The sequence below is a fragment of the Bradyrhizobium sp. WBOS08 genome, from assembly GCF_024585125.1.
GTDB classification, from domain to species: Bacteria; Pseudomonadota; Alphaproteobacteria; order Rhizobiales; family Xanthobacteraceae; genus Bradyrhizobium; species Bradyrhizobium japonicum_B.
In genome coordinates, this window is record NZ_CP028988.1 from 4,654,791 (window position 1) to 4,666,696 (window position 11,906).

The 11,906-nt window shown below is 65.6% G+C and carries 8 protein-coding genes; 7 read left to right on the top strand and 1 reads right to left on the bottom strand.

Annotated features, from left to right (window positions below):
* Positions 1 to 32 precede the first annotated feature (32 nt).
* Positions 33 to 731, bottom strand: a complete 699-nt coding sequence (locus DCM80_RS21890) for an aldolase (protein ID WP_257193641.1) — start codon at positions 729 to 731, stop codon at positions 33 to 35.
* 105 nt (positions 732 to 836) lie between these two features.
* On the opposite strand from DCM80_RS21890, the gene ltnD reads away from it, so the two are divergent.
* The 7 genes from ltnD (at position 837) to DCM80_RS21925 (ending at position 11,899) form a co-directional block, all read left to right on the top strand.
* Complete coding sequence (gene ltnD, locus DCM80_RS21895) at positions 837 to 1,754, top strand: L-threonate dehydrogenase (protein ID WP_257193642.1); 918 nt, start codon at positions 837 to 839, stop codon at positions 1,752 to 1,754.
* Positions 1,755 to 1,769: 15 nt separating this feature from the next.
* A complete protein-coding gene (otnI, locus tag DCM80_RS21900) occupies positions 1,770 to 2,552 on the top strand; it encodes a 2-oxo-tetronate isomerase (RefSeq protein WP_257193643.1) in 783 nt (260 codons plus the stop codon).
* Entirely contained in the window at positions 2,549 to 3,838 is a 1,290-nt protein-coding gene (gene otnK / locus DCM80_RS21905) for a 3-oxo-tetronate kinase (RefSeq protein ID WP_257193645.1), read from the top strand. Before otnI ends, otnK begins: the two co-directional genes overlap by 4 nt.
* Positions 3,839 to 4,009: 171 nt before the next feature.
* Positions 4,010 to 5,701, top strand: a complete 1,692-nt coding sequence (locus DCM80_RS21910; RefSeq protein ID WP_257193646.1) for a methyl-accepting chemotaxis protein — start codon at positions 4,010 to 4,012, stop codon at positions 5,699 to 5,701.
* A gap of 242 nt (positions 5,702 to 5,943) precedes the next feature.
* Complete coding sequence (locus DCM80_RS21915) at positions 5,944 to 7,632, top strand: methyl-accepting chemotaxis protein (protein ID WP_257197999.1); 1,689 nt, start codon at positions 5,944 to 5,946, stop codon at positions 7,630 to 7,632.
* Positions 7,633 to 7,862: 230 nt separating this feature from the next.
* Positions 7,863 to 9,557 (top strand): methyl-accepting chemotaxis protein, encoded by a 1,695-nt coding sequence (locus DCM80_RS21920; RefSeq protein WP_257193647.1) that lies wholly within the window; start codon positions 7,863 to 7,865, stop codon positions 9,555 to 9,557.
* A gap of 245 nt (positions 9,558 to 9,802) precedes the next feature.
* Positions 9,803 to 11,899, top strand: coding sequence for a methyl-accepting chemotaxis protein (locus DCM80_RS21925; protein ID WP_257193648.1), 2,097 nt, complete (start codon positions 9,803 to 9,805; stop codon positions 11,897 to 11,899).
* The last annotated feature ends 7 nt before the right edge of the window (positions 11,900 to 11,906 follow it).

The window sequence follows — 11,906 nt, forward strand, 5'->3', positions numbered from 1 at the left end:
TTACGAAGTAACGAGCGCTCGCAATGACGAGGTTAGAACCGCGTCTGATGCCCGTCCCCATGCTCCGGCAGCGTCACCCCGAACACCTTCACCAAATCCGCGACCTGCTCCGGCGAGAGATGCCGCGGGTTCAGCCCGCGCAGCAGCAGGTACAGCTTCGCCGTCTCCTCCAGCTCCTCGGTCGCGAACACCGCGGCTTCCAGCGTGTCGCCGGCGACGACAGGGCCATGATTGGCGAGCAGCACGGATGAATATCGTCCCGCCAGTCCCTTGATTGCGTCCGCCACAGCGGGATCGCCGGGGCGATAATAGGGCACGAGCGCGGTGGCGCCGCATTTCATCAGGTAGTACGCCGTCATCGGCGGCAGCGCGGCGCGCGGGTCGATCTCGGGCAGCATGGATAGCGCGACCGAATGGGTGGAGTGCAGGTGCACTATCGCGCGTGCGCTGCCGCGCGTGTCGTAGAGTGCAGTGTGCAGCGGAACTTCCTTGGTCGGTGCATCGCCCGACACCAGCCGGCCCTGATCGTCCAGCCGCGAGAGTTTTGCCGGATCGAGGAAGCCGAGCGAGGCGTTGGTCGGCGTTACCAGCCAGCCGCCGCCGTCCAGCCGGACGCTGATATTGCCGGAGGAGCCCGGCGTCAGCCCGCGCTCGAACAGGGACCGTCCGAAGCGGCAGATATCCTCGCGCAGCCGCGTCTCGTTGCTGTTTTCAGTCCTCATGGCCGTCATGGCCCTTTGTCTCACGCTTTGGCAGCGCGACCAAGCCGTGTTATCGGTTCGCCGAGCCCGCCGCAAAGGCCGGCCATCCGGGAAACGTTCGCAAGGGTTAGTTGCATGTCCGCCTCCACGCCACAAAATCAGCGCATCGCCGTCATCGGGCTCGGCTCGATGGGGTACGGCATGGCGACCTCGCTGAAGCGCGCCGGTCACGCGGTCACCGGCTGCGATGTTTCGGCTGACGCCGTGGCGCGTTTCGTGAAGGATGGCGGGACGGGGGCCAGGACCCCGGCCGAGGCCGCCAAGGACGCCGACATCGTCGTTAGCGTCGTCGTCAATGCCGCGCAGACTGAGACGATCCTGTTCGGCAAGGATGGTGCCGCCGAGACCATGCCGAAGGGCAGCGTGTTCGTCTCGTCCGCCACCATGGACCCTGACGTGGCGCGGCGCCTTGCCAAGCAGCTGGAGGCGACGGGCCGGCACTATCTGGACGCGCCGATCTCCGGCGGGGCGCAGCGCGCCGCGCAAGGCGAGCTGACGATCCTCGCCTCCGGCAGTCCCGCCGCCTTCGCCAAGGCGCGGCCCGCGCTCGATGCCATGGCCGCAAAGCTCTATGAGCTTGGCGATGCCGCAGGCCAAGGTGCCGCCTTCAAGATGATCAACCAGTTGCTCGCCGGCGTGCACATCGCCGCCGCATCCGAAGCAATCGCGTTCGCGGCCAAGCAGGGCCTCGACATCCGCAAGGTCTATGAGGTGATCACGGCCTCCGCGGGCAATTCCTGGATGTTCGAGAACCGGATGCCGCACGTGCTCGACGGCGATTACACGCCGCGGAGCGCGGTCGAAATCTTCGTCAAGGATCTCGGCATCATCCAGGACATGGCGCGCAGCGCCCGATTCCCCGTGCCGGTCTCCGCCGCCGCGCTCCAGATGTTCCTGATGACGTCAGCCGCCGGCATGGGCCGCGACGACGACGCCTCGGTCGCGCGCATGTATGCGCAGGTGACCGGCGTGAAGCTGCCCGGCGACAAGTAAGCAAGGGGATTTCCGATGCCGCGTTTTGCCGCCAATCTCTCGATGATGTTCACCGAGATGCCGTTCCTCGACCGTTTCGATGCCGCCGCGCAGGCCGGCTTCACCGCGGTCGAGTTTCTCTTTCCCTATGAGCATCCCGCCGAAGCGGTCGGCGAGCGGCTCACGCGCAACGGCCTGACTCAGGCGCTGTTCAACCTGCCGCCGGGCGACTGGAATGCCGGCGAGAAGGGCTTTGCGGCGCTCCCCTCGCGCTTCAACGACCTCAAGGCGAGCCTGGAGACGGCGCTGCCCTACGCCAAGGCGACCGGCGTGAAGCGCCTGCACCTGATGGCCGGCATCGCCAACCGCGGCGAACGCGTCGCGATCGAGGCGTTCTACAAATCGGTGGCCTGGGCCGCGGAGTTCTTCGCCCCCCACGGCATCGACATCGTGATCGAGCCGATCAATGCGCGCAACGTCCCCGGCTACTTTCTCAACGATTTCGGCTTTGCCCGCGACCTGATACAAGAGCTGAGGCTTGCGAACCTGAAGCTCCAGTTCGACATCTATCATTGCCAGATCATTCATGGCGACGTCACCATGCGGCTGCGCGAGATGATGCCGATCATCGGCCACGTCCAGATCGCCAGCATCCCCTCGCGCAACGAGCCCGACGGCGAGGAGCTGAATTATCCGTTCCTGTTCGACGAGCTCGACCGCCTCGGTTATGCCGGCTTCGTCGGCTGCGAGTACAATCCGCGCGGCAAGACCATTGAAGGGCTCGCCTGGTTCAAGCCCTACGCCGGAGTGAAGTCGTGACACTTGCGGCAACGATTTCTCTCGGCTGCATCGCCGACGATTACACCGGCGCCTCCGATCTCGCCAACACGCTGACGCGCGCCGGCCTGCGCACCGTGCAGACCATCGGCGTGCCCTCGGACGATCTGGCGTTGCCCGAGGTCGACGCCGTCGTGGTGTCGCTGAAGAGCCGTTCGATCGAGGCCGGACTTGCCGTCTCGCGCTCGCGTGCGGCGGAGAAATGGCTGCGGAGCCGCGGTGCGCGCCACGTGCTGTTCAAGATCTGCTCGACTTTCGATTCCACCGATTCAGGCAATATCGGCCCGGTGATGGACGCGTTGCGTGCCGATAGCGCCGAGGGTGCCGTTCTGGTGACGCCGGCGTTCCCGGAGACGGGCCGCACCGTCTACCAGGGCAACCTCTTCGTCGGCGCCGTGCCGCTCAACGAGAGCCCGCTGAAGGATCATCCGCTCAACCCGATGCATGATTCAAACCTGGTGCGCGTGCTGGCGCGCCAGAGCAGGACGCAGATCGGTCTCGTCGACCTCGCGACCGTCGCGCGCGGCGCGGATGCCGTGCGGGCGCGGCTGGCCGAGCTCGCCGGCAAGGGTATCGGCGCTGCGATCATCGACGCCGTGTTCGATCGCGACCTCGAAACCATCGGGCTCGTGGCCGCCGAACATCGCCTGTCGGTCGGGGCCTCCGGCATCGGCCTTGGACTGGCGCGAGCGCTGGTGTCGACGGGAAAGGTCAAGCGCGGTGCCGCAAGCAGCGAGTCCGGAGCTGCCGTCGGCGGGCCGGCAGCGTGTCTTGCCGGAAGCTGCTCGCAGGCCACGCTTCAGCAGATCGCCAATGCCGAACGCATCATGCCGGTGTTCCATCTCGACCAGGACCGTATTATTACGGGAGCGAACGAAGCCGAGCGCGCGCTCGACTGGGCGAGGCCGCGACTTGCCGACGGCCCGGTGCTGATCGCCTCGAGTGCGAAGCCCGAGGACGTCGCCGCATTGCAAGCCCGCCACGGGCGCGATGCCGCGGGACACGCTATCGAGCAGGCGATGGCCGATATCGCGGAGAACCTCGTGAAAGCAGGGGTCCGGCGCCTCGTCGTTGCCGGCGGCGAGACGTCCGGCGCGGTCGTCGACCGCCTCGAAATCCCGGGCTTCCTCGTTGGCGCGGAGATCGCCGCGGGCGTGCCGGTGCTGCGCGCCGTCGGCGCCGAAGCAGGCGAAATGCTGCTCGCGTTGAAGTCCGGCAATTTCGGCGGCCCGGAGTTCTTCGCGGATGCGCTTAGGCTCATGCGCTGAGCGCAGGGCGTTCTTAGGCGCCTGTTCATCTCTTTCGACTTCCGTGCTCGCGCGGAGTCGCAGTCAACATCTTTCGCAAACGGTCTGCTGTCTGATGCCGGCGCTGCTCCCCTTTGGTTGATTCTTTAGAGCTCCCGACGCGCGCCCGCGCCAGCACAACGAGACCCGATTATGTTTGCCAAGCTTTCCATCCGCGCCAAGATCATCAGTGTCGTGGCGTTCCTGCTGGTCGCGATGACCGGCATGGGTCTGCTCGCCGTCGCGAAGATGCGGACGATGAACGCCAACACCCTCGACATCACCACCAACTGGATGCCGAGCGTCAAGGTGATCGGCGATTTGCGGGCCGCGGTCATCACGTATCGGAACGTGGTGCGCCAGCACATGCTGGCCGAAGCTTTGGACGACAAGCTGGCGGTGGAGAAGACCGCCGCCACCGTGACCGACGTGCTCGCCAAGACGCGCAGCAAGTATGAGGCCATGATCAGCTCGCCGGAAGAGCGGGCGCTCTACGGCCAGTGGTCCAAGCTCTGGGACGATTACAAGAAAGGCACCGAGGAGGTGATGGCCTTGTCGCGCAAGGAGGCCGGCAAGCTCCCGCGCGAGGCGCAGGAGCTCAACTCCAAGACGGTCAACAAGATCGGGCTTCAGGCGGATGAGGTCCTGAACAAGGACATCGAGCTCAACACCAGGGGTGGCGAACAGGCGGCTCAGAATGCCGCCGACAGCTATTCCTATGCCTTCATGCTGGTTTCGGTCATTCTCGGCGTCGCCGTACTGGTCGGCATTGGTCTCAGCTTCTATCTGGTCAGCGACGTCTCGAACGGCATCAACTCCATCACGCAGCCGATGCAGGCGCTGGGTCGCGGCGATCTGGCCGCCGAGGTCCCGCATCGCGGCGAGAAGACGGAGATCGGCGCCATGGCCGACGTGCTCCAGATCTTCAAGGAGGCGTTGATTGCCAAGAAGGCTGCGGACGAAGCTGCGGCGGCGGATGCCGAGATCAAGATCGAGCGCGGCCGCCGCGTCGACGACATCACCCGCGAATTCGAAGCTATGATCGGCGAGATCGTCCAGACCGTGTCGTCGGCCTCGACCCAGCTCGAGGCCTCCGCCTCGACGCTGACGCTGACAGCCGAGCGCTCGCAGAGACTGGCGACCACCGTTGCCGGAGCCTCGGAGGAAGCCTCGACCAACGTGCAATCGGTCGCCTCGGCGACTGAGGAGATGGCTTCGTCGGTCGGCGAGATCAGCCGTCAGGTGCAGGAATCGGCGCGGATGGCGGGCGATGCCGTCGGGCAGGCGCGTGCCACCACCGAGCGTGTCAGCGAGCTGTCGAAGGCGGCGGCCCGCATCGGCGACGTCGTCGAGCTGATCAACACCATCGCCGGCCAGACCAATCTGCTCGCGCTGAACGCGACCATCGAGGCGGCGCGCGCGGGTGAGGCCGGTCGCGGCTTCGCCGTCGTCGCATCCGAAGTGAAGGCGCTCGCCGAGCAGACCGCGAAGGCCACCGGCGAGATCGGTCAGCAAATCTCCGGCATTCAGGCGGCGACCAACGAATCGGTCGGTGCGATCAAGGAGATCTCCTCGACTATCGAGCGTCTGTCGGAGATCTCGTCGGCGATTGCCGCGGCCGTCGAAGAGCAGGGCGCGGCGACCCAGGAGATTGCCCGCAACGTGCAGCAGGCCGCGCAGGGCACGCAGCAGGTGTCGTCGAACATCACCGACGTGCAGCGCGGCGCGACCGAGACCGGATCCGCCTCCTCGCAGGTGCTGTCGGCGGCGCAGATGCTGTCGAACGACTCGGGTCGGCTGAAGAACGAGGTCAGCAAGTTCCTGACCACCGTCCGCGCGGCGTAGACTTAAGAACGTTCAGTTGAGCAAGAGCGGCGCCCAGGCGCCGCTCTTTGCGTTTGGCGTGCGTCGTTGCGTCGCGCTTCTCTTCCGTAGAATTGCGGCACTTTCCTTCGCGGTATCTCCGTATCAATGCGGACTGCGGTTAAGGAGTGCGATCCAGCCAGCTGCTATCGAAGTGCATCGGAATCCGCCGCGGGATTGGACGGTCGGATGAGCAACCCTCAAAGGTATGGCTGGTAAGTTTGATGTCTTGGATCAACAACGTTCGCATTTCCATCAAGGTTTCTGCTGTTTTTGTCGCGATCTGCCTGGTCATCGCCGGCAGCACCGGTGCGATCTACAATTCCCTGAGCGTGATGAGCTCGACGGCAAGAATGACCGTTCATACCTATGAAGTGCTCGAGCAGCTTTCCGGGCTCGTCACCGCCATGGTCAATCAGGAAACCGGCATTCGCGGCTATCTCGTGTCCGGCGATACCGGCTTTCTCGCCCCCTACGAGGCTGGGCAGAAGCAGTTTCAGGCGGCGGCGGCCAAGGTCGGCAGCCTGACCTCGGATAACGCGAAGCAGCAGAAGCGCCTCGATCAAGTCAAGGCGTTCGCCAGCGACTGGGCGACCAACGTCGCGCAGCGCGAAATCGCACTGATGAAGGACCCTGGAACTCAGGCCAAGGCCCGCGAGCTCGAAGCATCCGGCGCCGGCAAGAAGGCTATGGATAGCTTGCGCGCCGTGGTGGAGGAGATGGACAAGGAAGAGCGATCGCTGTTGACGGTGCGTGGCGCGGCTGCCGACGCCGCGTCCAGCAATGGAACTCTGTCCATGCTGATCGGCGGCGTCGTCACCCTGCTGCTCTCGCTCGTGGGCGCTCTCGGCGTTGCGTTCGCGGTCACCCGCCCAATCCAGCGCATCACGACCGAGATGGAGATTCTCGCGAAGGGCGACACCTCGGTGGTCGTATCCGGAACCGAGCGCAAGGACGAGATCGGCGCGATGGCCCAGGCGGTGCAGGTATTCAAGACCAACGCCATCGAGGTCGAGCGACTGAAGGCGGAGCAGATCGAAGCGGAGCGTCGCAATGTCGAGCAGCGCAAACGTGACATGACCAGGCTTGCCGACGACTTCGAGAGCGCGGTCGGCGAGATCATCGGAACCGTGTCGTCTGCTTCGACCCAGCTTGAGGCGTCGGCCACCACGCTCACTGGAACAGCCGAGCGCTCGCAGAGACTGGCGACCACCGTTGCCGGAGCCTCGGAGGAAGCCTCGACCAACGTGCAATCGGTCGCCTCGGCGACCGAGGAGATGGCTTCGTCGGTCGGCGAGATCAGCCGTCAGGTGCAGGAATCGGCGCGGATGGCGGGCGACGCCGTCGGGCAGGCGCGTGCCACCACCGAGCGTGTCAGCGAGCTGTCGAAGGCGGCGGCCCGCATCGGCGACGTCGTCGAGCTGATCAACACCATCGCCGGCCAGACCAATCTGCTCGCGCTGAACGCGACCATCGAGGCGGCGCGCGCGGGTGAGGCCGGTCGCGGCTTCGCCGTCGTCGCCTCCGAAGTGAAGGCGCTCGCCGAGCAGACCGCGAAGGCCACCGGCGAGATCGGTCAGCAGATCTCCGGCATTCAGGCGGCGACCAACGAATCGGTCGGTGCGATCAAGGAGATCTCCTCGACCATCGAGCGTCTGTCGGAGATCTCGTCGGCGATTGCAGCAGCCGTCGAAGAGCAGGGCGCGGCGACCCAGGAGATTGCCCGCAACGTGCAGCAGGCCGCGCAGGGCACCCAGCAGGTGTCGTCGAACATCACCGACGTGCAGCGCGGCGCGACCGAGACCGGATCCGCCTCCTCGCAGGTGCTGTCGGCGGCGCAGATGCTGTCGAACGACTCGGGCCGGCTGAAGACCGAGGTCAGCAAGTTCCTGACCACCGTCCGCGCGGCGTAGAGTCTCTGTCCGATCGAACGGCGAGCGGCGCCAGAAAGCGCCGCTCGTTCCGTCTTGCTGGTAGCATGATCTCGCTCGCAGTCGCACTTCCGCGTGCCGTAGTTCTACGGTCGAGACGTTTCATCGATGGTTAAATCGAATTTACGAGAGTGATCGGAGGGCAGGCGCACGCAGGGCGGGGCCCGATTGGAACGACCTTTTTACTGATTCCGGTTTTTTGGGGAGCGCCGATGCGCAAGAATTTTCCGGTCACCGATGTCGAATATCCCGTCAGCGACGAGACGCTGATCGTCTCGCGGACCGATCTCAAGGGCAAGCTCTCCTACTTCAACGAGGACTTCATTGCCGCCGCCGGCTTCACCTCGGCGGAGCTGATGGGCCAGCCGCACAACATCGTTCGTCACCCCGACATGCCGCCGGAGGCGTTCGACAACCTCTGGGACACGCTGAAAGCCGGCAAGCCCTGGCTCGGCGCGGTGAAGAACCGCCGCAAGAACGGCGACTTCTACTGGGTGCTGGCGACGGCCTCTCCGATCCGCGAGAATGGCGAGGTCAAGGGCTATACTTCGATCCGCACCAAGCTGCCGGCCGACCAGCGCAAGCTCGCCGAACAGGTCTACGCCGCGATCCGCGAGAAGAAGCCGCATGGCTATCGCATTGACGCCGGCATCATCCGTCGCCGCTCGTGGCTGGACCGCTTCAGCGTCTTCACCGGGACGCTGAAGGCGCGCCTCGTCACGACGATGGTTCTCCAGGCGCTGTTCATGCTTGCGCTTGGCATCGGCGGCGCCCTCGCCACCGGCGGTTCGACCAGCCTGATTCTGGCCGCGCTGGCCGTCGTCGGCGCCGCCATCGTCGGTTTCGCGGGCCTTGCAACCATGCACGCGATCCAGGGGCCGATGCAGCAGCTCAACGAGGTCCTGGTCAACCTCGTTCAGGACAAGCTCGACAACCGCATCGTGATCGAGCGCGACGACGAGATCGGCGAAGCACTGCGCAACCTCCAGACGGTGCAGACCATCGTCCGCTTCAGCCGCGACGAGGTGCAGGCGGTGCAGCGCCGTGCCGAGATACAGCGCAAATCCGACATGACCAAGCTCGCCGACGGCTTTGAGGCCGCGATCGGCGAGATCGTCGAGACCGTCTCGTCGGCCGCAACCGAGCTCGAGGCTTCGGCCTCGACGCTGTCCTCGACCGCCGGCCGGGCGCAGGAATTGGCCTCCGCGGTTGCAACCGGCTCGGAAGCAGCCTCGACCAATGTCCATTCGGTGGCGTCGGCTGCCGAAGAGATGTCGTCCTCGGTGCGCGAGATCGGCCGCCAAGTGCAGGACTCCTCCCGGATCGCGAACGAAGCGGTCAGCCAGGCCCATGCCACCACCGAGCGCGTCAGCGAATTGTCGCGGGCCGCAGCGCGGATCGGCGACGTCGTCGAGCTCATCAATGCGATCGCCGGCCAGACCAATCTGCTGGCCCTCAATGCCACGATCGAGGCGGCGCGGGCGGGCGAGGCCGGACGCGGCTTCGCCGTCGTGGCCTCCGAAGTCAAGGCGCTCGCCGAACAGACGGCCAAGGCCACCGGCGAGATCGGCCAGCAGGTCGGCGGCATTCAGGCGGCGACGCAGGATTCGGTCAGCGCGATCGGCGAGATCAGCGGCACCATCGGGCGTCTGTCGGAGATCGCTTCGGCGATCGCGGCAGCCGTGCAGCAGCAGGGTGCGGCAACCCAGGAGATCGCCCGCAACGTTCAGCAGGCCGCCCAGGGCACCCAGCAGGTCTCGTCCAATGTCGGCGACGTCCAGCGCGGTGCTTCCGAAACCGGCTCGGCGTCCTCGCAGGTGCTGTCGGCGGCGCAGATGCTGTCTCGCGATTCCAATCGCCTCAAGCTCGAGGTCGGCAAGTTCCTGAACTCCGTCCGCGCCGCGTGAGCGGCGGATCAGCTGCGCTCGGGCATGACGGGCTGAAGGCTGCGATCTCTCCGATCGCAGCTTTTTCTGCGGCTTGCGTCGCATCCGGCAATCAATAATTCGATAATCATACGCTCCGAACAATCGCATGCAGAGGCGAGGTTCGCGACGATCTTTGATGTGAGACAATCCCAAGTTGCCAGAGCCGGCTATTGCTTTCGCAGAACTGCTCTTTTTCGGGCGGTACTCACGAGAGGAAGCCAGCCGTGCACGCGCGAATTGGAACGATCCTGCCGCTGATTGTCTCGGCTCTCGCCCTGATGGGCGTGGCCGCCACCGGTTACACGGCCTATGGGGCCTACCACGACCGACAGGAGGCGCAGGCCTTCGTCGAGCTCAATGGAATATCGCAGTCATTGTTGCTGAGCGCCGGACAATGGGCTCTGGAGCGGGGCATGACCAACGCGGCGCTGAACGCGCCCGAGCCTGTCGGTGCAGACCGCCGCGCCGAAATTGACCGAATCCGTGCCGCTTCGGGACAGGCGTTCCGGGATGCCGCGCAGCGTCTGCGCAACCTGCCTGCGATGAAATCCATCGAGACCGGCATTGCGGAAGCCGAGCGCGCGCTTGCCGGGGTCGAGAGCCTGCGCCGCAAGGTGGACGCCGATCTGGTCAAGCCGGGGGTTGAGCGCGATCCTGCGGTCGTCAACGCGGTCGTGCCGGCGCTGACCGAACTCATCGAGATCGCCGCCAACCGGCCGCGACTGACTCTGGAGACGTTGACCGATGCGCCGTCGCCGGCAATGACGCGGCTTGTCGGGCTTCGCCATCTCACGGCAGAGATGGCCGAGAATGCCGGCCGCGAGCGAGCTTTCCTCGCGGGATTGATCAGCGCCCATGCGAAACTCACCGCGGACGGCATCGGCGTGGTGTCCGGATTCCGCGGTCATGTCGAGCTCGCCTGGGAGACCATCTCACCTGTGGCCCAGCGCGCCGATGTCTCGGCGGATCTTGGCCAGGCGATCAAGGACGTGGAGGAGAAATACTTCCGCACTTACGGTTCGCTGCGCGCAGACGTCATCGGGGACGGCAAAACGGGCGAATACAGGATCTTGGGCACCGACTATATGGCGCGTGCGACGAGCGCCATCAACGCGATCCTGCAGCTTGGTCAGGCCATCGCTGCGGATGCGGATCGGGAGGCGGCGGGACTGGCGGCAAGGAGCACGTCAAATCTGGCCGTCAGCGGCGGCATTCTCCTTGCAAGCGTCGCGCTCGCGCTGCTCAGCTTCTGGGTCGCGTTCTCGCGGATCTTGCGCCCGCTGTCGGCGCTGACGAGCGCCATGGGCGAACTTGCCGGCGGCAATTTCTCCGTCGTCCTGCCCGGACTCGGCCGTAAGGACGAGATCGGCGACATGGCGCACGCGGTCGAGGTCTTCAAGGTCAAGGCCGAGGAGAAGGCTCGCATGGAGGCCGAGGCCAAGATCGTGCAGGATCGGATTGTCGCCGAGCAGCGCAAGGCCGACATGCACCGGCTCGCCGGCGCATTCGAGACGGCCATCGGCGAGATCATCGACACGGTGTCCTCCGCATCGACCGAGCTCGAAGCCTCGGCCGGCACGCTGAATACGACCGCCGAGCGCGCCCAGAAATTGGCGGTCGTGGTCGCGTCGGCGTCGGATGAAGCTTCCTCCAACGTTCAATCTGTCGCGTCGGCGACCGAGCAGCTCTCGTCGTCGGTCAACGAGATCAGCCGACGGGTCCAGGACCAGGCCCGGATGGCCAACGAGGCGGTTGGCCAGGCCGGAAGAACCAACGATAGGATCGGCGAATTGTCGCGAGCGGCCTCCAGAATCGGCGACGTCATCGAGCTGATCGACCAGATCGCGGGACAGACCAATCTCCTGGCCCTCAACGCCACGATCGAGGCCGCGCGAGCCGGCGAGGCCGGCCGAGGCTTTGCGGTGGTCGCGTCCGAGGTGAAGGCCCTGGCCGAACAGACGGCGAAAGCCACCGGAGAAATCTCCCAGCAGATCACCGGTATTCAGGCGGCCACCCAGGATTCCGTCAGTGCAATCCGGGACATCGGCGGCTCGATCGGGCGCCTGTCGGAGATCGCCTCGGCCATCGCCGCGGCCGTCGAAGAGCAGGGCGCAGCGACGCAGGAGATCGCACGCAACGTGCAGAAAGCGGCCCAGGGAACGCAGCAAGTGTCGGCCAATGTCGGCAACGTCGAGCAAGGCGCCACCGAGACCGGTTCGGCCTCGTCCCAGGTGTTGTCGGCGGCGCAGATGCTGTCGCGCGACTCCAATCGCCTCAAGCTCGAGGTCGGCAAGTTCCTGGATACGGTCCGCGCCGCCTGAGATGCCC

Bases quoted from the DNA above. Each gene is read 5' to 3' on its own strand.
- DCM80_RS21890 (WP_257193641.1), bottom strand. From the start codon at position 731: ATGACGGCCATGAGGACTGAAAACAGCAACGAGACGCGGCTGCGCGAG.
- ltnD (WP_257193642.1), top strand. From the start codon at position 837: ATGTCCGCCTCCACGCCACAAAATCAGCGCATCGCCGTCATCGGGCTC.
- otnI (WP_257193643.1), top strand. From the start codon at position 1,770: ATGCCGCGTTTTGCCGCCAATCTCTCGATGATGTTCACCGAGATGCCG.
- DCM80_RS21910 (WP_257193646.1), top strand. From the start codon at position 4,010: ATGTTTGCCAAGCTTTCCATCCGCGCCAAGATCATCAGTGTCGTGGCG.
- DCM80_RS21915 (WP_257197999.1), top strand. From the start codon at position 5,944: ATGTCTTGGATCAACAACGTTCGCATTTCCATCAAGGTTTCTGCTGTT.
- DCM80_RS21920 (WP_257193647.1), top strand. From the start codon at position 7,863: ATGCGCAAGAATTTTCCGGTCACCGATGTCGAATATCCCGTCAGCGAC.